The following is a 24,280-nucleotide window of genomic DNA, read 5'->3' on the forward strand; positions in this document are numbered from 1 at the left end:
TGTTCTATATCTAATTAACCACGCACCTCTGCGCTTAGTTCCTTCTCAAAATTAACAATTAATTTTTGAACTATCGCATCAATTTGTTTATCGGTCAATGTTTTTTCTTCGTCTTGCAGGATAAAGCTCAGAGCATAAGACTTTTTCCCTTCCGGAATTTTATCACCTTTATACACATCAAACACATTTACCTCCTTTAAAAGCTTGCGTTCGGTCTTTTGAGCGACAAATTGAAGCTTATCGAAGCTCACATTTTCGTCAATCAACAGGGATAAATCACGACGTACAGCAGGAAATTTCGACACTTCCTTATATTGAATACTATTCTTGCGAATGATTTTCATTAAGACATCCCAGTCAAAATCTGCGAAGAAAACCTGCCCCTCAACATCTGCTTTTTTCAAGTTGGCATTAGCTACCGCACCGAAAGAAACCAGACATTTCTGACCTTTCATATAACTCAATCCGTAGGCAAAATGATTGCTCGGTGCATCTTGTATTTGTATGCCCTCAATCTTTAGACGTTTGACAATGGTATCAACTGCAGCTTTGAGGTTATAGAAATTGACATTACCTTTTTTGCTATTCCACTGTTCAGCTTCCTCTCTGCCGGTTATTGCAAAAGTCAAATGCTGCGTTTCTTTATATCCCTCACCGTCCAACGCATAAGTTTTACCGAATTCGAAAAATTTCAGATCAAAATTTCTACGCTTCTGATTATATTCAATGGCATTCAACACGGAGAATAACATGTTTTGGCGCATGGTATCCAAGTCCGAGCTCAAGGGATTGAACAATCTGACAGCAGTTTCACTGTCATCTGCATAATCAAGCTTTGTCAACGAATTTGCCAATATTTCACGGAATCCATTACCGATCAATAAGTCCGCAAGTTGATTTAAGACGACCTCTTTATCTGGTTTTTCGACCGTGTTTAAGGAAGCCTTAATTTGGGATTTTAGTTCAATGTTATTGTAGCCATAAATCCGTAATACCTCTTCCACAACATCTACTTCGCGGGTTACATCAACACGATAAGCAGGTACTAAAACATCTAGCCCGGCAGCTGTCTCCGAAGCAATCTCAATACCAAGGGCAACAATAATAGCTCTAATTTCTTCATTTGGGATTGCTTGTCCAATTAAACGTACCACGTTCGCATAGCTCACATGGAATGAGAATGGTTTAATTTCGGCAGGATATACATCTTTCAAGGTCGAAGATATCGTCCCCCCGGCAATTTCCTGAATCAACAATGCCGCACGTTTTAACGCTTCTACAGTAATGTTAGGATCTGTACCACGTTCGAAACGGAATGAAGCATCTGTTTTCAGACCATGTCTTTTAGAGGTCTTACGCACTGATACGGCATTGAAATAAGCCGATTCCAAAAACACATTGGTTGTTTCTGTCGAAACACCTGAATGTGCACCACCAAAAACACCAGCGATACACATTGGTTTTTCAGCATCAGCAATCACAAGGTCTTCAGCAGAAAGCGTCCGTTCCACAGCATCTAGGGTCACAAACTTTTCCCCTTCTTTTGCTGTACGGACAAGCACCTTGTTACCAGCAATTTTATCCGCATCAAACGCATGCAATGGTTGGCCAAGGTCATGCAATATAAAATTGGTGATATCGACAATATTATTGATTGGACGTACACCGATCACATTTAATTTTTCTTTCAACCAATCAGGTGATTCTGCAACCTGAACACCGGAAATATTGATTCCGCTATAACGTGGACAAGCCGCAGTGTCTTCGACAACAACAGCTGTACCTGCTTCCTCAGCCGCTTGAAAGGCCGAAATATCCGCTTTTAGAATATTTGTACGGAAATAAGCAGCGATATCGCGTGCTACACCTAAATGGGATGCCGCATCCGCACGATTCGGTGTAAGGCCTATTTCATAACGGTAATCATCCTGAATATTGAAATGATCTTTCACCAATGTCCCTACCGCAACATCAGCTGGCAATTCAACAATACCGGCATGGGATGTGCCCAAACCGATTTCATCTTCACCACATAACATACCTTCGGATACTTCGCCACGAATTTTAGATTTGGTAATCTTAAAGGGTTCTCCACTCAACGGGTGACATGTTGTACCTACTGTTGCCACAATTACTTTCAATCCTGTACGGCAATTTGGCGCCCCACATACGATATTTAGTAATTCAGAAGCGCCTACATCAACTGTAGTAACGCGCAATTTATCAGCATTCGGGTGTTGCTCACAAGTTTTTACTTCGCCAACGACCAAACCATCCAATCCACCGGGGATACTCTGTACGACGTCCAGTGCCTCTACTTCCAATCCTGTGTTTGTCAAGATCAAAGATAATTCCTCCGGCGTCGAATCTATATTAACGTGTTGTTTTAACCAATTATATGAAATGTTCATCTCGAATTTGATTTGATGCACAAACTTAGATAAATTTGACTTTGTATGCAATTATAATTGCGTAGTATATCAATTTATCCCTGTCAATACATGCATTTTCCCTGGCGCTCGTCCTACTATAGTTTTACTGTTCCTCACATTCTTTGCAATCTGCCATATCCTGATTGCCACCCACCTTGCTCGTTATAATGCACTGGGAAAACAGGATTCTTAAAGATTGAAAAAAATCGAATAGAAGATGATTATGAAGTTGGTTAATCGACAGCCTAATTCAATCTTTGCCTTGGGATGCGCATTAGATCCACATCCCAAGGCTTGATCATGTTATACGCATAGGGAATAGGGTTTACGAATCTACCACCTACAAGCGACCTATCCTAACAGCAGATAGAATGATAACATTTATTTACACGAATTAACACTACTTTATATTTATTTGCATTAGAACCGTTATTTCACTGTTTTTAAACCGAATAGTAACCACTATTTTTTAATCAAAATTCAATCATTTCCATAAAAATAATATGTAACTTTGTGCTTTAATTTGAAGAACGTTCAAAACAAACATTTATAATGATTCATTTCTTTGAGAACCCATCGAACACCGTATATGGTGTTCAAAGCGTAAACTCTTTATCACAAGAAGACATTACTAAACTCAACTGGCTATTCGGCAACGCCAAAAAACTCGACGACCAAACCCTTAACCATTACTTTGTAGGCCCCCGCGCAGCGATGGTCACTCCTTGGAGTACCAATGCAGTAGAAATCACACAGAACATGGGTATTGAAGGAATTGTTCGTATCGAAGAATTTCAACCGGTACCAGCAGATTTCAATGATTTCGATCCAATGATTTCGCAAAAGTTCAGTACGTTGACGCAGGATATGTACACGGTCAACATCACACCAGAACCTATTTTGGAAATTGAAGACATTGACGCCTACAACAAATCCGAAGGATTGGCATTAAATCCGGAAGAAGTAGCCTACCTAAACAATCTTGCCACCAAATTGGGACGTCTTTTAACAGACTCCGAGGTCTTTGCTTTTTCACAAGCCAATTCTGAGCACTGTAGACATAAGATTTTCAATGGTACATTTATCATTGATGGTGAAGAACAACCTACTTCCCTATTTAAATTAATCAAGAAAACTTCCGAAACAAATCCAAATGAGATTGTTTCAGCGTATAAAGACAACGTTGCTTTTATTAAAGGCCCACGGGTCACCCAGTTTGCACCTAAATCCGCTGATAAGCCTGACTTTTACGAGGAGAAATCTTTCGATTCTGTTTTATCCGTAAAAGCCGAAACCCACAATTTCCCAACAACTGTAGAGCCTTTTTCTGGAGCGGCGACAGGATCAGGAGGTGAAATCCGTGACCGTATGGCCGGTGGTCAAGGTGCGATTCCTTTGGCGGGTACCGCGGTCTATATGACAGCCTATTCACGTCTATTGCAAGATCGTCCCTGGGAGAAGGCAATGGCAGAACGCCAATGGCTTTACCAAACACCAGTGGATATCCTTATCAAAGCTTCCAATGGAGCTTCTGACTTCGGTAATAAATTTGGACAACCCTTGATTACGGGATCTGTACTGACCTTCGAACATGAAGAAGAAGGCCGTAAGCTTGGTTATGACAAAGTCATCATGCAAGCTGGTGGTGTCGGTTATGGAAAATTGGATCAAGCCAAAAAACATACCCCAAAAATAGGTGATAAAATCGTCATCTTAGGAGGTGAAAATTACCGTATCGGTATGGGAGGTGCAGCAGTATCCTCTGCTGATACAGGTGCTTTCGGGTCAGGAATTGAATTGAATGCCATTCAACGCTCAAATCCGGAAATGCAAAAACGTGCGGCCAATGCTGTACGAAGCTTAGTTGAAGCAGATCATAACCCAATTGTTTCTATCCATGACCATGGCGCTGGTGGACACCTCAACTGTCTATCCGAATTGGTAGAGGAAACAGGCGGTTTAATCGATCTTGATGCGCTTCCGGTAGGTGATCCTACCCTTTCAGCAAAAGAAATCATCGGCAATGAGTCTCAGGAAAGAATGGGCTTGGTGATTGCTGAAGATGATATTGCAATCCTAAAGCGTGTTGCTGATCGTGAACGTGCACCAATGTACACTGTAGGTGATGTCACCGGAGATCACCGCTTCACATTTGCATCAAAAAGCAATGGCGCCAAGCCAATGGATTATGCCTTAGAGGATTTCTTTGGTTCATCACCAAAGACCTTTATGCGTGATAAAATCGTTGCTCGTAATTATACAGATCTTACCTATGATTCTGCGAATATCCCAAGCTATTTAAATCAGGTACTACAATTGGAGGCTGTGGCTTCCAAAGATTGGTTGACCAATAAAGTGGACCGTTGTGTGGGTGGCCGTGTTGCCAAACAACAATGTGCTGGTCCATTACAGTTACCTTTAAATAACGTTGGTGTCATGGCTCTTGACTACAAAGGAAAAGAGGGTATCGCAACAACGATAGGACACTCCCCTGTCGCAGCATTAATTGATCCGGCAGCGGCTAGTAAAACTGCTATCGCAGAATCATTATCAAATATCGTATTTGCACCGATTATAAACGGTCTTGCAGGCATCTCATTGTCAGCCAATTGGATGTGGGCAGCAAATAACGAAGGTGAAGATGCTCGACTTTATCAAGCTGTCAAAGCTTGTTCGGATTTTGCAATCGCACTAGGAATCAATATCCCTACAGGAAAAGACTCCTTATCGATGAAGCAAAAATATCCAAATGGTGAGAATGTAATTGCTCCCGGTACATTGATTATTTCAGCAGCTGGAAATTGTACGGATATTACCAAAGTAGTTGAACCTGTCTTAAACAAAAATGCAGGATCCATTTACTATATCAATCTATCAAAAGACAACTTCAAATTAGGTGGTTCGTCTTTCGCTCAGATTGTCAACAAATTAGGTACAGAAGTTCCTACAATCCAAGATGCAAACTATTTCAAAACAGCATTCAATACCGTTCAGCAATTAATCAACGATAACCAAATCGAAGCCGGTCATGATATCGGATCTGGTGGTTTGATCACGACCCTTTTGGAAATGACATTTGCAGATGTGAATTTGGCCGCAAATTATGACCTTTCGGGATTAAATGAGTCTGATGCTGTAAAAGTATTGTTCAGTGAAAATATTGGACTTATACTTCAAGCTAAAAATGATACTGTTTTCGAACAAGCTTTTAAAGAAGCTGGCGTAGAAGCCATAAAAATTGGCCAGGCAGTAGCAGGAAGCACCGTTACCATCAAAAACGGAGAAGAGAACTTCAGCTTTGATGTTGCGGCAACACGTGATGTTTGGTCGACCACTTCATTCCTATTGGATTCGAAACAATCGAAAAACGGAACTGCACAACAACGTTTCGATAACTATAAAAATCAACCTTTAACATTTACCTTCCCAAGTCAGTTCAACGGCAAAAAACCGGTGATCGACGGAAGTAAAGCACGTCCAAAAGCGGCAATTCTTCGGGAAAAGGGCTCCAACTCGGAACGCGAGATGGCAAATGCGATGTTCTTAGCAGGTTTTGATGTGAAGGATGTCCATATGACAGACTTGATTTCAGGCCGTGAGACATTGGAAGATATCCAATTTATCGGTGCTGTTGGTGGATTCTCCAACTCGGATGTACTGGGTTCGGCAAAAGGATGGGCCGGAGCATTCCTCTACAATGAGAAAGCGAAAAAGGCATTGACCGATTTCTTTGCACGCCCAGACACGCTTTCGGTTGGTATCTGTAATGGATGCCAGTTGTTTATGGAACTGGAAATGATCAATCCGGAGCACGAAGTTCATGGTAAAATGTTGCACAACACTTCGGGCAAACACGAGTCAAATTTCATTTCCGTGAAAGTTCAGGAAAATAATTCCGTTATGCTTTCTACATTGGCAGGAAGCACATTGGGTGTTTGGATTTCACATGGTGAAGGAAAATTCAATTTACCGTATGCAGAGGAACAATACAATATTGTTGCGAAATACGGTTATGAACAATATCCACACAATCCAAATGGCTCGGATTACAATACAGCGATGATCTGCGATAAAACTGGTCGCCATCTGGCCACAATGCCGCATATCGAGCGCTCAATTTTCCAATGGCATTGGGCAAACTATCCAAAAGGACGTCAGGATGAAGTTTCTCCTTGGTTAGAAGCTTTCGTCAATGCACGCAATTGGATTGACAATCAAAGCAAGTAATAAGCACTACATAAAAGCTCCTTCATCTATGAAGGAGCTTCTTTTTTTTAGATATCCCTTTTATATCCAGGTTTGTTCATCATATTGTCAAGGGAATATTTTCCAGATCCCATGACCATAAAAAAGATCAACAAAAAGAATACGACTATAGAAAGCCACAATTCGGAATTCACATAACTAAAACCATTGGTGATATTAACAAAAAAGACAGCTCCCACCAAGACCGGTAACAATAATAAAGAAGCTAAACGGGTTTGAAAACCCAAAATAAGGAATAACCCGCCAACCAAGTGCGTAAATACCACATAGTGAACAGCTCCCCAAACAGACAGGTGAAAGCTACTTTGTTCAATCATGTGCTCAACCACTTGCCTATCGTTTACAAAAGTTACGCCTTTGGCGAAAATCATAATACCCAAGGCAATTCTTAGGTAATCAATCCATTGTGGGTGATGGACATTTCCCCAATGCTCAATTCTATGTATCAGGTTCATAACATACCTCCTTTTATAGATGGTTATACTGCTATAACAACTGAATAACAAAAAAGTTGTTGCTCAGTATCATTTTAATACACAGATCATTGTCCTTACATGGGATCGAAATCCTTCAAAAAGGTTGAACGAAACATTAGGCTATCGCAAACCGGATTACAAGATCCCATAAGGCCGTTGTCATTAGCCCGATTACAATACTAAACCCGATAACAAGATTCACCAACTTTGCATTGAGATGATATTGTTCAGCGATGATCCCTGAGGTGACCAAGGTAGGCATGGCAGCTTCGAAAATACTGATTCGCGCCACAGGCCCCTTTACTCCAAGCAACAACGCAAATAGTAAAACCAATGCGGGAGCCAAAATTAATTTATAGATCATGGCTGTACTAATCTGTGCGAATTGTTGGCGCCAGCCCTCGAATTTCAACTGTAAACCGATAGAAAATAGCGCTAATGGCCCCACGGTCGCCACGAGTTTATCAAAAAAAGGTTCGGCAACACTAAAATCAATAAACTGAGATAAAGTCAATGCAAGAAGACAACCGATCAATGGTGGGAAAGTAATCAGTTTCCTGATCATAAATTTGGCCTCAATGGATTGCCCTTCCTGAAGATTTGCTTTCAGCGCATTGATGATACCAGCAGTAGATAATAATATAAATGTCGTCTGGTCACAAATTATAGCAATCGGTAATTGCGCTTCGCCAAAATAAGCCATAATCAATGGAAATCCGATGAAGGATGTATTGCTATAGCCTGCCGCCAATTCCAGACTGCTCCTGGAACGCTGCTTATAGGATTTTCGCTTACAATACCATTCCATAAACAACCAGCTTCCGGCCCAGACCAAAACTGCCGAAAAGATCGGAAACAACAACTGTGACGACCATACGATCTTTGGAATATATTTAAACGAAACCGCCGGAAGAGCAAAATAAAGTATCCAGGTATTGATTCCTTTATGCGCCTCACCGTGGATTAAATTTGTCCTTCGCAACAGCATGCCAGCTGCAATACAAAACGCAATCATTATAAAATTAACCATGTTTTTCCTACAATTTTATACGACACAAAAGTGCAATAGTATACTTAGGAAAAACATGTATAAATACATTATTTTTATGTACATTTAATACGATATACCAAAAAAAATCATGCGAAAGAAACAATTCGAGCCATTACTGATCAGTGAGTTTGTGGAAGATACTTTCCATCTACCTATGCATGAGCAAAATTATTATGAACTTGTTTACATACGCAGCGGACAGGGAAAACATGTGATCAATAAATTTGAATTGGATTATGAACGTGGTGATATTTTTCTTGTTAGCCCCGCAGATAAACATTACTTCAATATTCATGAAAAAACACATTTCCTATTCATTCTTTTTACGGATAGCTATTTTATGCAAAATCGGCGTCAGCAAAAACTGTACGCCTGGATTATGGAGTTAATGAACGACAGAGGATTGCGAGAAAGTAAATTACACATGACCGATCACGATCGTTTGATTTATTCCCATCTCATGGAAGCGGTCCGGCTATACTGTATTACCGCTATCAACCAGACATCACAATGGCTGTTTGATCAACTGGTTGCTATCTTCGGTCGTTATAAGGAAATATCCGAAATACAGCGCTTGCCACAGGCACATACACTGCACATCGACAGCTCCATTTCGGCTTATATCCATCAGAATATCTTTATCCCAGAGTATCTTCAGCTAAAAACAATTGCCCAGAAATTTAACCTCTCCCCGACTTATTTTGGCATTTATTTCAAGAAAAACTTTGGTAGTAGCTTGAGAGACTACATCACCATGTACCGAATCGAATTAATCGAACATCGGCTTAAGTCCACTGCATACACACTCAAACAGATTGCCGAAGAACTGGGGTTTGTCGACGAGAGCCACTTATCCCATTTCTACAAGCGCACAAAGGGCTACAGCCCCAAAGCCTATCGACAGCAACAGGCAAAATAATTCTATGATGTACAACAGACAAAAGATACGAGTTGCCTATCAAGATTTAGGAGGCAATACACTATAGAATTTCAGTCCCTTTTCCTCAAACTGTTTATAGAGGATAATTAATACATCATTTTTAAAAGAAGAGGTATTCGCCGCAAAATTCACCCAGCAGGAAACGCTTAAATAAATCATTTCTTCACTGATGTCTTGCACACTGATACCACTATCTCTTTCTTTGACAAAATGTGGACTCGCCGCCATAGCATCTTTGATCCATTGTTTAGCCTCGTCAAGGTCGGCTCTTCGATCAATGTGGAGGACGAAACTTGTCTTACTATATTCTTGTGATAATGTCCAATTGACAACCCTACCCGACAGCAAATCACCATTTGGAATAATAACATCAGCACCATCGGCAGTTTTCAGTACACTTGCACGAATACCAATCTCCTTGACACGCCCCTTTTTATCAGCGAGTTCGATCTGGTCCCCCACGCGGAAAGGCTTATCAAAAACGAGAATAATCCCAGATACAAAGTTGTTGATGATATTTTGCATACCCAAACCTATCCCCACACTCAGTGCCCCGATAACAACAGTAAGTTTATCCAAGCTCATCCCTAAAGCGGAAATAGCCATGAAAAAGCCGATCAGAATAATCGCCAGACGAAATAACGGAAACAGTGTCATTTTTTGATTGTAGGCCTGATTTAACTGACCATCTTCACCACCGAGTACGATGAGGCTGATATTCTTTTGAAACCAATTGGCAACCAGTAAGAGCAAAACTGCAACAACAAGATTCCCCAAGGTGAACGATATGCTGCCGATATTACGTACCTTTCCAAAGAATGTTTCACTAAGCGTCAATAAGGTTTCGATAAACTGAAGATTATTGGCCACAACAATAATTGCCAACAGAATACATACAATCCGAAGGATCTCCGTTATTATTGCCAAGGTACGCTGTTCGTTAAAGCGCATCCAAAATCCCGCTACCAAACGGTCTTTTTTGAATTGGTTACGGACATCCAATTTGATCATGTCCGCAAAATATTGTAGGGTAAATGACTGCACCAAACCTACCGCACAGGCTATACTGAAACTGCGTGAATGCTCCACATGCCCAATGACATTCAACGTGATCGCGGTGATATTTAAGATCGCAAATACCACATAGATAAAATTACTGATATAGCCCGGACTCTCTGGATTCTTTATACGTCGTTTCGTATAGCTTACCAATCCCAATGCGATTAGATTAAAACCAATACAAACAATACGCAAAAACAGATCATCACTCACAATCATATTGACAAAAACATCCAATAGGTAAAAGATGATCAGAATCAGCGCGATCTTACGCTGCTGTCCAGTCATTTTATGTCTTAGTAAATACATAAAAATCAACATGATCACCAGTTGAGATGCCTGTAAGATGAACGTTGGTGTAAAGAAATTGACAAAGGGCAGTAAGGTTAGCAGAAAAATAATCGTTTTCCCAACAATCGCATCAATGGCTATCTTATTGGATGGATCATTTTGTTTCAGCACATAGGCAACCCGCGCAATCCAATACGAATAAGCCAGTCCCAGCACAATCAACAGAATCCGGCTCGCCCAATCTGTACGATTGACATATTTATCAATGGATGTATTGTTACTATAATTACTGCGAATATTGTTCAAAATAACATCTTTCGAGATACTTGTTGTATTGGCCTTCCAAATGGAACTTTTACCGGGAGCGGTAGTAGACTTCTTCGCAGCAGTTTTTGTTTCAGTAATCAGATCCAATCTATTGAGGTGCCGCTGGTTCTTTAGGATAAGCTCATCTATCGTGCGATTGATCATTTCCAGCGAATCCATCTTTGACGATAACTTAAGTTCTGCGCTATTCAGGTATTGATGTGCCCTAGCATGATTATTGGCACTGATATCATAATGATTGATGATATTACGGATTTGGTCTTTCGTGCCACTTAAACTGTTGGAATAATTTGCAATACTCCCTTTGATGGATTTAAGTTGTCTGATTTCTTCGGAAATCACATTTTTTATTGTCGCAACAGAATCTTTTGCGGAGTTGGCACTTGTCGTGGCATAAGAATTGGATTTTTCATTTAACTGAGCGACAAACTCAGCCATAGAGCTTGTACGGATATTGGACAAAAATGTCAAATTTACCTTACGTAGGTCATTCCGTAGCGAATCATTCCCTACTCTTGTCGAATCGGTACCAGATCTTCTATTTAAACCGGTATATGACTGTGATCTATCGGCACTGACACCTCTTCTTACCTGAACCGAATCTTGTCCGATAGCATACAGATGCAATGCCAATAGACTTATTATAAAAACAATGAAATGCTTCATGCTGTTCAATTTCATACGCCCAATTTGTTAATCTCTCTAAATAATAATCTATGTCTCACAGGAGAACTCCGCAAAACGAAGTTTCAGGAAAGCGGATGATGTTTATTATTTTTCCGACAAAAATAGCTTATCTAAGCTTAAAATCGTATAGCATCCGAAAATTTAAGTTCCTCCAAACGCTTGACTTTGTCATCTCGGTAAAACAGATTCATTGTCTCAAAGGGGATTAACTTTAAATCTTTGTTGACAATATGTACGCAGGATTTTTTGACCGCACGGACATCGAAGTCATAAGCATCCATAAAATTCATGATAATGATGCGGAAAAGATTATCATAATCCAGCTCAGGAGCACACACATCAGGCAGGCAACAAAGCAATTGATTGACCTTTGGTTTTACTTTATCCACCGAAATACCCGTACTAAAAATATCCAGCAATTGCATCTGAACACCAGTATCCTGTTCGTACACAATGGTATTGCGTGACTGATTATTCAAAAGTACAGCGGGGTCAATATGCCGTGTTAGCGGAATCCTTTCATCACCAATCTTAAGCACATAGCCCATAGCCAAAGCATCTGGGTTGCAGGGTACCGGAATGATATCATGCGGATTCAAGAGCGGATACTGATCCAAAATTTCCTGTCTGACCTCAGTGAGGGTCATCTTATGCTGATGTGCATTCTCCGCATTTCTACCGGCAATTTCTACGGGCTGGAAGGTTACACCACGAACACAACGCTGGTTCAAAGCATAATCCAATATCGCTCCGATCTCATCATCGTTGGTTCCTTTTTCCAGGACAACGACAAGTGTCGTACTTAGGTTCAACGCATTGAGCTTGTCGATTGCCTTTTTCCGTACATCGGTCAAATCCTTTCCTCTAAATTTCTCCAGCACAGCCGGGCGGAAAGAATCAAATTGGAGGTAAATTTCAAATTCCGGAGCGTAGGTGGCAAGCTGTTCAGCAAATCCAGGGTCATTCGCAATACGAATACCATTGGTATTCAGCATCAAATGCTTAATTGGCTTTGTTTTAGCGATATCCAAAATCTTAAAAAACTCCGGATGAATAGTTGGTTCTCCGCCGCTGATCTGAACAACATCAGGCTCCCCCTCATTTTCGACAATCTTGTCAAACATGCGTTCGATTTCCTCCAGCGAACGATGCCGCCCATAATGAGGTGAAGACATGGCGTAGCAGGTCGGGCATGTCAGGTTGCAACGATCGGTCACCTCAACGATAGACAAGCAGCTGTGTTGTTCATGATCGACACAGAGGCCACAATCATACGGGCAGCCAAAATGAACCTCGTTCTCAAATTTCAATGGCGTCTCAGACGCTTTGTTATAATTCCGGATATTTTTATAGTATTCAACATCTGTGGCGATCAGGGTTTTGAAAAAACCATGATCAGGGCAATTTTTGGTCATAAAAACCTTTTCATCTTCGATGATAATTTTTGCCCCTACACGCGAAAGACAGGTCGGACACAGGCTAATGGTATAATCGTAATAGGTATAATTTCTAACTGGCATATATCTTATCGTTATTAACTTAATGCTATTCCACAGGCAACTCCACCTGCGATCATCGCTCCAACACCACCCAAAAGCACTTTAAGCCAAAGGTTGACATTAAATGTAGACTCTTTATTATTGGATTTCATAATCGAACCAATAATAATGACCAAAAGCGCTATTCCGATGACTATAGCTCCTCCAAACAGTAAAAACAAGCCCAATACAGCTGTGTTTTCCGAACCAAATGACCCTTCGAGTAAATACATAATTTAGACCTTCCTTTCTATATGCGTATTATTCAATAAATAAATATAATAAATTATCACGACAAGACAGGTAATTTGTATTGTACTCATTCCGAAAAGAATAACTACCCTTGGCTTGATAAAATCCAATAAAAAACGAAAGCTGAAATAGGCGAGCATGAAAAACTGAAACAGTACGCCATTTTGGAATATAAATCTCCGTTTAAACCATTGCAGGGAAATAAATAGCAGAATCAAAAATGCAATTTCGTATAAGGCAACCGGGTGCCGGCGATAAGCATCACCAAGGTACATCCCCAATGGACATTCCGTAGGCAAGCCATAGGTCTGCTCAAATACCCCAGTATAAAAACAACCTATCCGCCCGATCATGATCGCAACAATCAGCGGAAAGACCATGCGGTCCCCCGTGCTCTCTTGCTTGCGCATGATTTTTTTCATCAGTTCCACCCCGACCAGTCCACCGGCCAGCCCCCCTACAATCGTATTATTTAGCCAGATATAACGCCATTTACTCAGGGCACCAAACAATTCTGCCGGGCGCTCAAGCGATCCGATCACATGAGATCCGATTAAGGCTCCTACAGCGGCTGCAATGACAATTAAAAGTGAGTTGGTGTGACCTAAGCTCTCCTTATCTTTCCATTTCAGGAGCTGATAATAACGCATACCCATAAACATCCCCAAACCTTCCATAAAGGGATGGAGGAGAAAGGTCTTTCCAAATAAATCAATGGTAACAGGAAATTCGATTGCAGTTAGCATAAGCAAGTATACAAAAGACAATTCAGATATCGATCACCAAAAAACAAAAGCCGGTTCATTTGTGAACCGGCTTTATCTCCTTATCTTCGTCTAGGATAGCTACCTACAATTGATCGCTGTAGACAAATCTGATTTCTTCTCTCAAATTATAGCGGGAAGCCATAACTTCACCATAAGCTCCTGCAGAACGAATAGCGATCAAGTCACCACGTTTTGATACCGGCAAAGGTACTTCCTTTCCAAAACAATCCGAGGATTCACAGATTGGCCCTACGACATCGTAGTTTAATGCTTCTGTAGCACTGCCTTCACTAATATTTTCTATTTTATGGTAAGCTTGATACAAGGCTGGTCGCATCAATTCAGTCATCCCTGCATCCAGTACCAAAAAGTTTTTCTTGACACCATTCTTAACATATAATACACGGCTCACCAAGCTTCCGCATTGAGCAACCAAAGCCCTGCCCAGTTCAAAATGAACTTCCTGATGTGGCTTACGCTCTAGGAAACGATCAAAAATGTCAAAATAAGCTTCAAAATCTGGAACTGGATTACCATCTGGATTTTTATAATCTATCCCAAGGCCCCCACCGACGTTCAACACACGAATCTGTGTTCCACGCTCCTCAAACCAGTTTTTCCACTCGTTAACTTTTACACACAAACTTTTGAATACCGTCATATCGGTAATCTGAGATCCGACGTGGAAGTGTAAGCCTACCAATTCTATAAAATCACATTTCTTGAGAACAGCGGCACATTTCTCCAGATCCGCATTTGGAATACCAAATTTGTTTTCGTCGAGTCCTGTTGTAATATAATGGTGTGTATGCGCGTCAACATTGGGGTTTATTCGCAATGCAACATTCGCTTTCACACCTTGTTTTGATGCCAATTCGTTAATAACTTCAAGCTCCTGAATAGACTCTACGTTGAATGCAAAGATATTTTGTTGTAATGCGTAATTGATCTCTTTATCCGATTTCCCAACGCCGGCGAAGGTAATATTCTGAGGCGCAAAACCACACTCTATAGCTTTTTTCACTTCATTTCCGCTCACACAGTCCGCACCGAAGCCGATCTGTTGCATAGCTTTTAACAACACATCGTTAAAATTAGCTTTCAATGCATAATGAACATGGAATCCCCTTTTGTGGGAAGCTGCGTAAGCCGCTTCCAAGGTTTTGTTTAACACGGCCAAGTCATAGTAATAAAACGGCGTTTCTTTCTCTGCAAATTTTGCCGCAATAGCTGTATTTATCATATAAAACCTAATTCTTAAAATAAACGATTATGCAATGAACGTAAAGCCTCTGTTTTATGATCCGAATTCAATAAAATGGATACATTAAAATCCGAGCCACCGTATGAAATCATACGGACCGGAAGATGTTTGACAGCATCAAGTACACGTGCAGCATAGCCATGGCTATTCAAACCAAAGTCACCGACTACACAGACAATTGTCTGATCGCCGTCTACGGTAACAGATCCAAAATCTTCTACTTCTTTAATGATATCGGCTAAATTTGTGGTATCATCTATGGTCAACGAAACGGCTACTTCTGAGGTAGTGATCATATCGATCGGTGTTTTATAGCGTTCGAAAATCTCGAAAACACGACGCAAGAAACCGTAAGCAAGCAACATTCTTGAGGAATGAATATGAATTGCGGTGATACCATCTTTTGCCGCAATTGCCCGGATACATCCTTTTTGTGCACCATCTTTGCTAATTAATGTTCCTTTAGCATTTGGCTCCATCGTATTTAACAGACGTACCGGTACATTATATTTTTGTGCAGGAAATACCGATTGAGGATGTAATATCTTCGCCCCAAAATAAGCTAATTCTGCTGCCTCATCGAAGCTAAGATGTGCTATTGGTGTTGTCCCTTTTACGACACGCGGGTCATTGTTGTGCATACCGTCAATGTCTGTCCAGATCTGAACCTCATCCGCACGGATAGCTGCGCCAATCAATGAAGCTGTATAATCCGATCCGCCACGGCGTAGATTATCAATTTCACCAAACGAATTTCTACAGATAAATCCTTGTGTAATAAACAAGGTATTTTCGGGATGTTGAGCAAGAATAGTACTCAATTTCTCACCGATGTATTCCACCATTGGCTCATTGTCCTCATCGATTTTCATAAAATCCAACGCTGGCAATAAGACAGACTGAATTCCGATTTCATTGAGGTAAAAATGCCATAATGCTGTAGACATCAATTCACCTTGCGCCAAAATAATTTTTTCTTCTATCGACGTAAACAGCTCGTTCGCCAAGCTAGAGATCAGGTTAAAATGATAGTCGATTAATTCCTTCCCGTTTTTATAACCGGCTTCAGTATTAAAAAGTTCCTTAATAAGGTCTTCGTACTTATCCTTGTGCTTCTTGATCAAATCCTTAGCCTCGTCCTTCTTACCTGCTGTGTAAGCTTGACCAATTTCTACTAAAGCATTTGTCGTTCCAGCTACTGCGGACAACACAACGATTTGACGTTCCGAAGGGTTTACAATATCCAACAACCCTTTGATACGTACTGCACTTCCTACTGAAGTACCACCAAATTTTAAAACTTTCATACTAAAGTTACAATTATTAAATTTCTGTGCGCCAATATAGGCAATTCATGAATGTATATAAAAAAAAATGCGGCACAAAATCATGAAAGTTTTGTGCCGCATATATTTGTTCTATGCGGAAGAATTACTTCTTCAAGTTTTCGATCAGTAAACCGGCCAATTCTTCGCCGATTCGTTCTTGTGCTTCATTTGTCGCCGCGCCAATATGTGGTGTCAACGAAATCTTTGGATGTTTTAAAATTTCCTCACGTGGTGTAGGTTCGTTGTCGAACACATCTAAACCTGCAAATGCTACTTTACCTGCATCTAATGCCTTCACTAATTCCAACTCATCAATAACACCGCCTCTAGAAGCGTTGACCAGTCCAACACCATCTTTTAACAGCGGAAACTCTGTTGCGCCAATTGCTGGTTTGTCCAAAAATGGTACGTGTAAGGAAATAAAATCGGAAACTTTCAATAAGTCTTCCATTTCCACCTGTTTGATCGGAACCTCAACCTGAATACCACCAGAAAGTTCAATCGTTAAATCTTTGGGTCCTTCAAATAGATCTGTATAGACTACATCCATTCCCAGACCGATCGCGATTTTAGCTACTTCACGACCGATACGGCCAAAACCAACAATACCGATTGTTTTACCGCGAAGCTCAGTTCCGGCACCATAGGCTTTTTTCAAAGCACCGAATTTGGTATTTCCTTCAACAGGCATCTTGCGGTTGGAGTCATATAAAAAGCGTACACCGTTTAAAAGGTGCGCAAAAACCAATTCAGCTACCGATAAAGAAGATGCAGCAGGAGTATTGACAACAGCAATACCTTTTGAACGTGCGTATTCCACGTCAATATTATCCATTCCTACGCCACCACGACCGATTACTTTCAAATTTGGGCAGCTATCAATTAATTCCTGACGAACTTTAGTTGCGCTACGTACAGTGATTGCATCATAAGCAAGCAGCTTTTCAGCTAACTCCTCTTGTGGTATATGATTTGTATCTACAGTATGACCAGCATCTTCCAACATTTTCTTTCCTAGTGGATCGATACCGTCATTTGCTAATATTTTCATCCTTTATATTTATTTATGAATGTCGGTTTTTCATTGTATACATGAATCTGTGACACCCTGATTGTTTATTTAAGCGATGAAGCAATCAGATTCATTTGGACAGCGACGTGAACGGAATGAATCCAATGATTTCATCAAAATATTTTTGACCGAATAGACTATTTGCGTGTGTCTTCAAATTCTTTCATGGCATCAATCAATGCATTTATACTGCTCAATGGCAATGCATTATAGATAGAAGCTCTAAAGCCACCTACCGAACGATGTCCTTTGATACCAATCAGATTACGTTCTTTCGCCAAAGCCAGGAATTCCGCTTCCAATTCAGGAGTATCCATCACGAAAGTCACATTCATGCGCGAGCGGTCTTCAACAACAGCAGTGCCTTTAAATAAAGGGTTGCGGTCGATCTCATCGTATAAAGCACGTGCTTTAATAATATTCTCTTGCTCTAAAACTGGCACACCACCTTTTGCTTTTAACCAACGTAGGTTCAACATGGAAACAAAGATCGAGTATACCGGAGGAGTATTATACATGGAACCGCCATCGATATGCAATTTATAATCTAACATCGAAGGTAGAACACGTCCGGATTTACCTAAAATATCATCCTTCACAATAACTAGTGTTACGCCAGCAGGACCCATATTTTTTTGTGCTCCAGCATAGATCAAATCGTAATCTGCGACATTGATCTCGCGGGAAAAAATATCTGAAGACATATCTACCACCACTGGTAATTCCGTCGCTGGTTTTTCAAACACCTCAGTACCATAAATCGTATTATTTGAAGTATAGTGAAAATAGGCAGCATCCGAAGGGATTGAATACCCTTTAGGTATATAAGAATAGTTTTTATCTATCGACGAAGCTACAACATCTACTGTTCCGAATTTCTTCGCTTCTTTTAAGGCCTTTGTTGCCCATACACCTGTATCCAAATAAGCAGCTTTCCCGCCTTCAGGTAAAAGATTAAGTGGTGCCATCGCAAATTGCAGACTCGCTCCACCTTGCAAGAAAAGAATCGAATATCCTTGTGGTACGGCTAATAATTCCCTTACTAACTGAGTCGCCTCATCTATCACTGCTTCAAACTCTTTGGAACGGTGAGAGATCTCTAAAATTGATAAACCTGTGTTGTTAAAATCAATTACAGCTTCTGAGGCTTGTTGAAATACTTCCTTTGGCAGAATACATGGACCTGCTCCAAAATTATGTTTCATTGATGTTATAGTTTGTTTGATTGCTCATTCAGAACCCTAGTAAAGCAATCTGTTGTTTTAAAAACCAAAGGTAAAATAAAATTATATATTTTTCAACTATTCTGTTTTTTTATTGAAAATTTACAAAATTCTGAATCATTTCAATAAAAATATTACACAAGTAGATCCCTATTGGCTATTAAAACAATTACAGAAGAATCACTTTCCAAGCCATATCTAATTGATTATCTTGTAAATACTCCTTTGCTTTAAGCTGAAGATGAACGTTACGGGAGGATTGGTCCCCGATAAAGGCATTTAACAATTCGTAAATTTCGGGTAGGGACGTAATCTCATCCACCTCCAACGGTGTAGGCAGTCGGTCTAACTTTGCCAGTTTAATTTTATCTTCCGTACTAAAAACGGTGGATTCCCTTACAAAAGGAGGAAGTTGGTCGTAGTCCATAAAAAAAGCAGAAATTTTAGTCAAATCTCTGCTTAATATCTTAAAAAAGAAAATCCTTATAATTTTTCGATGATCCGATCAGCAAACTCACTTGTTTTCACTAGGGTCGCATCATCCATCAGATTGTAAAAATCAACAGTGACCGTTTTCGCAATAATGGTTTCCCCCAATGCACGCACAATTGCCGCCGCTACTTCTGTCCAACCCAGGTATTCAAACATCATCACACCGCTGAGGATAACGGATGAAGGATTCATGGTATTGGTATTCGCAAACCGAGGTGCTGTACCATGGGTAGCTTCAAAAACAGCGTGACCGGTTTTAAAGTTGATATTGGCCCCCGGTGCAATTCCTATCCCGCCGACCATGGCTGCCAATGCATCCGAGATATAATCGCCGTTTAGATTCAGGGTTGCCACCACAGAAAAGTCGCGTGGATTAAGCAAGATTTGTTGCAGGAAGTTGTCCGCGATAATATCCTTAATCAAGATTTTACCCGAAGCCAAGGCTTCTTTTTGTTCCTGATTGGCCGCGGCCTCACCTTTCTCCGCTTTAGTTCGCTCCCATTGCCCCCAAGTATAGGTCTTATCCGCAAATTCTGTTTCTGCAACCTCGAAACCCCAGATTTTAAAGGCTCCTTCTGTATATTTCATAATATTCCCCTTGTGCACTATAGTCACCGAGGGTAATGCATAATGGATCGCATGTTCAATCGCTGCTCGAACCAAGCGTTTGGATCCTTCTTCAGAAACCAGTTTGACCCCTACCCCTGTGGTACTCGAAAAGTTATAGTCGATATCAAGTTCGTCATGTAAAAAATCCTGTAGTTTATTGGCTTCTGCACTTCCCGCCTGAAACTCAATCCCGGCATAGATATCTTCGGTATTCTCCCGAAAGATGACCATATCCACATATTCTGGATGTCTGACCGGAGATGGCACACCTTGGAACCACTTCGTCGGTCGCTGGCAGACATAGAGATCCAAATCCTTCCGTAAAGCAACATTCAGGGAGCGTATGCCACCACCTACAGGTGTGGTCAAAGGCCCTTTTATGCCAACTAAGTATTCGCGCAATAGATCCAATGTCGCTTTGGGCAACCACTCTCCGGTTTCATCAAATGCTTTCTCCCCTGCCAAAACTTCCTTCCAACTGACTTTTCGTTGTCCGTTATAGGCTTTCTCCACAGCTTTATCAAAAACACGCACTGCAGCATGCCATAGGTCAGGACCTATACCATCACCTATGATAAAAGGAATCGTTGGGAAATCTGGAACCTGTAATGTTCCATCGCTTGACATTGTAATCTTATTTGACATAATCAGTGTTTTTTGCGGATAGCAACTATCCTTTATTAAACATATTTCCAATCTCTTTACTAATCTTTCGGAATATCGGAGCAGCCTCAACATCCTCGTATTCGTCAATGTGCGCATTCTCTACCCTACTAGGAAACACCAAAACAAGGTTTTCGTTTGCATAGATCCGATCTAATTTTTTTGCCACACCATCCAACGAATCGCGATATGAAACCTCTCCATTTCTTGCGGACACAAAAATGAACATGGACTCTTCGTCCTTAAACGCTTTTAATCCTTGTAAATTATCCCAGTCATCGTAGTGTTTAAAAGTAACTGGCACGGAGTTCTTTATTTCGACCAGGTGCGCCTCAATTGCAGATGTGGAGCGTGTATCCACCACAAAAGAGATTGGAACAGATAATTCCTGTGCAAGTTTAATAACCTTCTCCAACCAATACTCGAAACCAAACTCTGCCTCACACATTGGCGGGGCAAATACAACGATAGCTTTATTGGAAATAAAAGGTTTTCTAAAATGGCAGAGCATCACGTTGGCCGAGGTTCTGTTGAGGATACTTTCTGTTTTTTCGCCAACAAATTTATCCATAAAATTCGCTGCGCTTGGCCAACCAAGCACAATACAATTTGCGGAAACTTCTTTCGCTGACCGAGCTACACCGCTTGCAATATTTAAATCTATCGTTGCACTGATATTAACATTGGTCTCCGAACCAGAAGCATAACGCACCATATTGTCCAAATTTTTGCGGGCTTTACTCATATTCAGCTGTGCCTGTTCATTATCTTTTACCACGGATACAATATTCACAGGCTGAGTGCATTTTTTACTCTTGATGTAAGTGGAAAAGTCAAGGATAGGTTCCATATTGTCCATATTTGCAATAGAGATCAATATATTTTCGTCTTTCTCCTTCACCACATCAGTATGTTCTTCATCTTGCTCCCCATCCATAACCACTTTCCGGGAAGCATTCCCTGTCACAATAGTAGCAACAATACAAGTTACCAAGATCAACAAAATCGTACCATTCAAGACATTTTCATCAATGATCCCATTTTTATAACCGACCATAATAACAGCCAAAGTCGCTGCAGCATGGGCGCTGCTCAAGCCAAAAATCAAGTTGCGCTGCCCACGGCTATATTTAAATGTTTTCTGTGTCAGCCAAGCAGCGGCATATTTCCCCACGATTGCAACGACGGTCAAGGTACCTGCTATAATTAATGCCTGAGGTCCTTTTAAAATGACACTCACATCTACGATCATACCGACTGATATGAGGAAGAAAGGAATAAAAATCGCATTCCCGATAAACTCGATTCGATTCATCAGCGCCGAAGAATGCGGAATCAATTTATTCAAGGCCAGACCAGCCACAAAGGCCCCGATAATAGGTTCCAATCCCGCAATTTCTGCTAAGAAGGCCGCAAAAAACACAACGGAAAGTACAAAAATATAGTTTGATGTCTTTTCGCTGCCCAACCGTTCAAAAAACCATTTGGCGATCCGCGGGATAATACCGAACATGATAAAGAGGAATATGGCGAAGGAAATCCCCAGTGTAACCCAAAATTCATTACCAATATTACCCTGTGAAACTCCGGTAATAACAGCCAATATAATCAGTACTGCCGTATCGGTCAGGATCGTACCACCAATCGTAATTGCCACAGCTTCCATCTTGGAAATACCATAACTATTCACAATGGGATAAGATACCAAGGTGTGCGTCGCAAACATACTCGAGATCAAGAGACTCGCCAGTACATCGTAACCCAACAACAAATGACAAACAGGATAACCTATGCTTATAGGCACAATAAATGTAAAAAAACCAAACAGCAAACTTTTGTTCTTGGTCTTTTTAAATTCATTCATATCCAATTCCAAACCGGCAATAAACATGATATACAAAAGCCCTATCGTGGAAAACAGATTAATTGCAGAGTTTTTTTCCAGCCAATTTAATCCATGGGGTCCAATAATAACACCAGATATGATCAAACCAATAATGCCCGGCACCTTGATCGGTCTGAGGATAATGGGTGAAAGTAGGATAATAAAGAGTACCAGTGAAAAAATAAGTACGGGATTCTGTAGGGGCGCTTCGAAAGCGTGGGAAATATGCTCGAAAGTTTTATTCATATGTGCTCGTATGCTATCGGTAAAATGTGTCAACTTATTTTTCGTTACCAGCCGTAAAATAGCTAACAGCTTTAAAAATACAATTTTTCCAACAAAACGACGTCTAAAAAAGGGCTTACTTAAAAGAAATTGCTTTTATCGGACTAATCTTGGTGATTAACATCGAAGGAATAAACAAGGAAACCATGCCAATAAATACCACCGCAAGATTGACCAAAATAACGTCAGACCAATAGAGTTTTACGGCAACATAAGAAATGTAGTAGGTCTGCTGATCCAGTTTGAAAAAATGGGTATAATCCTGTAGAAAATAAAAGCTCAACCCGATGAGATTTCCAATCAGTAAACCAAGTCCAATGAGATACAGGGCACTATACATAAAGACCCGGCGTATACCGGCATTATGGTAACCCAAAGCCTTTAATATACCAATCATGGATGTACGCTCAAGGATGGTGATCAATAAAGCTGAAATCATATTGATAATAGCTACCACCGTCATTAAGATAAAGATAATTTTGGTGTTCATATCCAATAAATCCAACCACTGGAAAATATCGGGCACCTGGTCTTTAATATTGATTGCCTGCATATCAATAGGCAGCAAATCTTCTATTTTTTGTGTTGTCTGTTGGAGTTGGCTGAAATCCTTGATTCGAATCTCATAGCCACCGACCTCATTATCATCAAGATTGCTCAGCTTCCTAATGACATTCAAAGATCCGATTACGTAAACTTTATCAAGCTCCTCCGACCCGGTATTAAATATCCCCTTGATGACAAACTTTCGCTTACGGATGGGCTCCTGGACAAAATACATAATAAAATCGTCGCCTACTTTCAACAACAATCTATCTGCCAGATATTTAGAAATTAAGATCTGATTATCGGTGTTCTCGGATTTAAAATCTATCGTACTCCCTTCGAGCAGCATATTTTTTATAGGCTGCTGATCGTATAGCGAATCAATACCTTTCAAAACCACGCCTTCCACTTCGTCATTCACATTGATAATCCCAGCTTTAGTTGCAAATGGATTAATGGAATATACTTCAGGGTCTGCTAATATAGACTTATGGAGTTGAGGCGTAAGAGAGATTGGTGAATTTTCATACGATTTATTGAGATCATAACGTAGCACCAATACATCTGCAAAAAAACCACGTTGCTTGCTGATGATCTCCCCCTTAAATCCGCGCAAAACCGCAATAGATATGATAATGGCAGCAATGGCTAGCGCAATTGCACCGATCGTAACCCGAACGATCAATTTTGAGAACGTCCGTTTACCTGAAAATGCTATTCGATTTGCTAAAAAATAAGGAAAATTCAAGCTTTCAATATATTTATGTAACTTCGCAAAGTTATAAAAATTTGTTATTTACAAAACTTTAATAGCAAATTATTAGCGT

The 24,280-nt window shown here is 40.5% G+C and carries 17 protein-coding genes; 2 read left to right on the forward strand and 15 right to left on the reverse strand.

Features of this window, described 5'->3' with window-relative positions:
* Positions 1–14 precede the first annotated feature (14 nt).
* Complete coding sequence (gene pheT, locus ABFX33_RS19065; protein WP_346087521.1) at positions 15–2,411, reverse strand: phenylalanine--tRNA ligase subunit beta; 2,397 nt, start codon at positions 2,409–2,411, stop codon at positions 15–17.
* Positions 2,412–2,984: 573 nt separating this feature from the next.
* Here pheT and purL point away from each other — a divergent pair.
* The gene (gene purL / locus ABFX33_RS19070; protein ID WP_346087523.1) at positions 2,985–6,659 is read left to right on the forward strand and encodes a phosphoribosylformylglycinamidine synthase; all 3,675 of its coding nucleotides are present in this window, start codon (positions 2,985–2,987) and stop codon (positions 6,657–6,659) included.
* Between the two features lie 47 nt (positions 6,660–6,706).
* Here the strand turns inward: purL and ABFX33_RS19075 are convergent, their stop codons facing one another.
* Both ABFX33_RS19075 and ABFX33_RS19080 read right to left on the reverse strand, forming a co-directional pair.
* Positions 6,707–7,153 carry a DoxX family protein gene (locus ABFX33_RS19075; protein ID WP_346087524.1) on the reverse strand — a complete coding sequence of 149 codons (447 nt, stop codon included), beginning with the start codon at positions 7,151–7,153 and terminating at the stop codon, positions 6,707–6,709.
* Between the two features lie 136 nt (positions 7,154–7,289).
* Entirely contained in the window at positions 7,290–8,204 is a 915-nt protein-coding gene (locus ABFX33_RS19080) for an AEC family transporter (RefSeq protein ID WP_346087526.1), read from the reverse strand.
* Between the two features lie 109 nt (positions 8,205–8,313).
* Here ABFX33_RS19080 and ABFX33_RS19085 point away from each other — a divergent pair, with 109 nt between their 5' ends.
* A complete protein-coding gene (locus ABFX33_RS19085) occupies positions 8,314–9,144 on the forward strand; it encodes an AraC family transcriptional regulator (RefSeq protein WP_257091691.1) in 831 nt (276 codons plus the stop codon).
* Between the two features lie 39 nt (positions 9,145–9,183).
* Here ABFX33_RS19085 and ABFX33_RS19090 read toward each other — a convergent pair whose 3' ends face one another.
* From ABFX33_RS19090 to ABFX33_RS19145, 12 genes are all read right to left on the reverse strand, one after another.
* Positions 9,184–11,508, reverse strand: a complete 2,325-nt coding sequence (locus tag ABFX33_RS19090) for a mechanosensitive ion channel family protein (protein ID WP_346087528.1) — start codon at positions 11,506–11,508, stop codon at positions 9,184–9,186.
* Positions 11,509–11,645: 137 nt separating this feature from the next.
* Entirely contained in the window at positions 11,646–13,049 is a 1,404-nt protein-coding gene (locus ABFX33_RS19095; protein ID WP_346087530.1) for a radical SAM protein, read from the reverse strand.
* Positions 13,050–13,063: 14 nt separating this feature from the next.
* Positions 13,064–13,300, reverse strand: coding sequence for a hypothetical protein (locus ABFX33_RS19100; RefSeq protein ID WP_120260848.1), 237 nt, complete (start codon positions 13,298–13,300; stop codon positions 13,064–13,066).
* A gap of 3 nt (positions 13,301–13,303) precedes the next feature.
* A complete protein-coding gene (locus ABFX33_RS19105) occupies positions 13,304–14,065 on the reverse strand; it encodes a prolipoprotein diacylglyceryl transferase (protein WP_346087532.1) in 762 nt (253 codons plus the stop codon).
* Between the two features lie 103 nt (positions 14,066–14,168).
* Entirely contained in the window at positions 14,169–15,329 is a 1,161-nt protein-coding gene (gene lysA / locus ABFX33_RS19110) for a diaminopimelate decarboxylase (protein ID WP_120260846.1), read from the reverse strand.
* A gap of 14 nt (positions 15,330–15,343) precedes the next feature.
* A complete protein-coding gene (locus tag ABFX33_RS19115) occupies positions 15,344–16,657 on the reverse strand; it encodes an aspartate kinase (RefSeq protein WP_223582656.1) in 1,314 nt (437 codons plus the stop codon).
* Between the two features lie 124 nt (positions 16,658–16,781).
* Positions 16,782–17,729 (reverse strand): D-2-hydroxyacid dehydrogenase, encoded by a 948-nt coding sequence (locus ABFX33_RS19120; protein ID WP_346087535.1) that lies wholly within the window; start codon positions 17,727–17,729, stop codon positions 16,782–16,784.
* Positions 17,730–17,887: 158 nt separating this feature from the next.
* Positions 17,888–18,955, reverse strand: a complete 1,068-nt coding sequence (gene serC / locus ABFX33_RS19125) for a 3-phosphoserine/phosphohydroxythreonine transaminase (protein WP_257091700.1) — start codon at positions 18,953–18,955, stop codon at positions 17,888–17,890.
* A gap of 187 nt (positions 18,956–19,142) precedes the next feature.
* The gene (locus tag ABFX33_RS19130; protein ID WP_257091701.1) at positions 19,143–19,400 is read right to left on the reverse strand and encodes a hypothetical protein; all 258 of its coding nucleotides are present in this window, start codon (positions 19,398–19,400) and stop codon (positions 19,143–19,145) included.
* A 56-nt stretch (positions 19,401–19,456) separates the two neighbouring features.
* Positions 19,457–20,719 (reverse strand): NADP-dependent isocitrate dehydrogenase, encoded by a 1,263-nt coding sequence (icd, locus tag ABFX33_RS19135; RefSeq protein ID WP_346087537.1) that lies wholly within the window; start codon positions 20,717–20,719, stop codon positions 19,457–19,459.
* 25 nt (positions 20,720–20,744) lie between these two features.
* The gene (locus ABFX33_RS19140) at positions 20,745–22,868 is read right to left on the reverse strand and encodes a cation:proton antiporter (protein WP_120260840.1); all 2,124 of its coding nucleotides are present in this window, start codon (positions 22,866–22,868) and stop codon (positions 20,745–20,747) included.
* 115 nt (positions 22,869–22,983) lie between these two features.
* Positions 22,984–24,201, reverse strand: coding sequence for an ABC transporter permease (locus tag ABFX33_RS19145; protein ID WP_346087539.1), 1,218 nt, complete (start codon positions 24,199–24,201; stop codon positions 22,984–22,986).
* Between the last annotated feature and the right edge of the window lie 79 nt (positions 24,202–24,280).

Source organism: Sphingobacterium ginsenosidimutans, assembly GCF_039536865.1.
GTDB classification, from domain to species: Bacteria; Bacteroidota; Bacteroidia; order Sphingobacteriales; family Sphingobacteriaceae; genus Sphingobacterium; species Sphingobacterium detergens.

Bases quoted from the DNA above. Each gene is read 5' to 3' on its own strand.
- pheT (WP_346087521.1), bottom strand. From the start codon at position 2,411: ATGAACATTTCATATAATTGGTTAAAACAACACGTTAATATAGATTCG.
- purL (WP_346087523.1), top strand. From the start codon at position 2,985: ATGATTCATTTCTTTGAGAACCCATCGAACACCGTATATGGTGTTCAA.
- ABFX33_RS19075 (WP_346087524.1), bottom strand. From the start codon at position 7,153: ATGAACCTGATACATAGAATTGAGCATTGGGGAAATGTCCATCACCCA.
- ABFX33_RS19080 (WP_346087526.1), bottom strand. From the start codon at position 8,204: ATGGTTAATTTTATAATGATTGCGTTTTGTATTGCAGCTGGCATGCTG.
- ABFX33_RS19085 (WP_257091691.1), top strand. From the start codon at position 8,314: ATGCGAAAGAAACAATTCGAGCCATTACTGATCAGTGAGTTTGTGGAA.
- ABFX33_RS19090 (WP_346087528.1), bottom strand. From the start codon at position 11,508: ATGAAGCATTTCATTGTTTTTATAATAAGTCTATTGGCATTGCATCTG.
- ABFX33_RS19095 (WP_346087530.1), bottom strand. From the start codon at position 13,049: ATGCCAGTTAGAAATTATACCTATTACGATTATACCATTAGCCTGTGT.
- ABFX33_RS19100 (WP_120260848.1), bottom strand. From the start codon at position 13,300: ATGTATTTACTCGAAGGGTCATTTGGTTCGGAAAACACAGCTGTATTG.
- ABFX33_RS19105 (WP_346087532.1), bottom strand. From the start codon at position 14,065: ATGCTAACTGCAATCGAATTTCCTGTTACCATTGATTTATTTGGAAAG.
- lysA (WP_120260846.1), bottom strand. From the start codon at position 15,329: ATGATAAATACAGCTATTGCGGCAAAATTTGCAGAGAAAGAAACGCCG.
- ABFX33_RS19115 (WP_223582656.1), bottom strand. From the start codon at position 16,657: ATGAAAGTTTTAAAATTTGGTGGTACTTCAGTAGGAAGTGCAGTACGT.
- ABFX33_RS19120 (WP_346087535.1), bottom strand. From the start codon at position 17,729: ATGAAAATATTAGCAAATGACGGTATCGATCCACTAGGAAAGAAAATG.
- serC (WP_257091700.1), bottom strand. From the start codon at position 18,955: ATGAAACATAATTTTGGAGCAGGTCCATGTATTCTGCCAAAGGAAGTA.
- ABFX33_RS19130 (WP_257091701.1), bottom strand. From the start codon at position 19,400: ATGGACTACGACCAACTTCCTCCTTTTGTAAGGGAATCCACCGTTTTT.
- icd (WP_346087537.1), bottom strand. From the start codon at position 20,719: ATGTCAAATAAGATTACAATGTCAAGCGATGGAACATTACAGGTTCCA.
- ABFX33_RS19140 (WP_120260840.1), bottom strand. From the start codon at position 22,868: ATGAATAAAACTTTCGAGCATATTTCCCACGCTTTCGAAGCGCCCCTA.